This window comes from Paenibacillus kobensis NBRC 15729 (assembly GCF_004000825.1).
GTDB lineage: Bacteria > Bacillota > Bacilli > Paenibacillales > Paenibacillaceae > Paenibacillus_T > Paenibacillus_T kobensis.
Genome location: NZ_BILZ01000158.1, coordinates 1 through 559, shown reverse-complemented (window position 1 = coordinate 559; position 559 = coordinate 1). Strand labels below are relative to the sequence as shown.

Annotated in this window: 1 protein-coding gene; it reads right to left on the bottom strand. The window is 41.9% G+C overall.

What is annotated here, in order from left to right; translation table 11 throughout:
- Nucleotides 1-151: 151 nt before the first annotated feature.
- On the bottom strand, nucleotides 152-559 hold a 408-nt coding region (locus PKO01S_RS28575), incomplete at its 5' end, for an undecaprenyl-diphosphate phosphatase (protein ID WP_164779850.1).

Here is a 559-nt window from a genome sequence, read left to right as displayed (position 1 = left end):
CTTGAGGCACCTTACTAAGTAATTGATTCAAACTATTACTTTGTTTTATTGTCGACATATGTTTACCCCTTTCGATCTAGGTTAACGGAACAATTGATTGATTATAATTCCGAGCAATTATCTTTCCCGCTATTTCATCAGGGATGTGTTGTCATGCTGTCATCAACATGTACACCAAGAATACGGCAGCAAGCGCAAACCGATAATACGCAAAAGGCGCAAGCTTAAACCGTTCGAGTAATTTCAAAAACGTGATGACCGCAACTAGCGCTACGATAAAGGCGGTAATGAACCCTGTTACAAAAAAAACGATATCCGAAGAAGATAGGGTATCGTAGCTTTTAAGCAACTCGTATCCACTTGCTGCACACATCATGGGTATAGCAATCAAGAAAGAAAAATTCGTCGCTGCTCGGTAACTGACACTCGACAACAAGCCTCCTGCGATTGTTGCACCGGATCTCGAGAACCCCGGCCATAAGGCGAGACATTGATACAATCCAATTAATAATGCTTGTCTGTACGATATTTGATCGATTCCTTCCGCTTCAACAGTCGA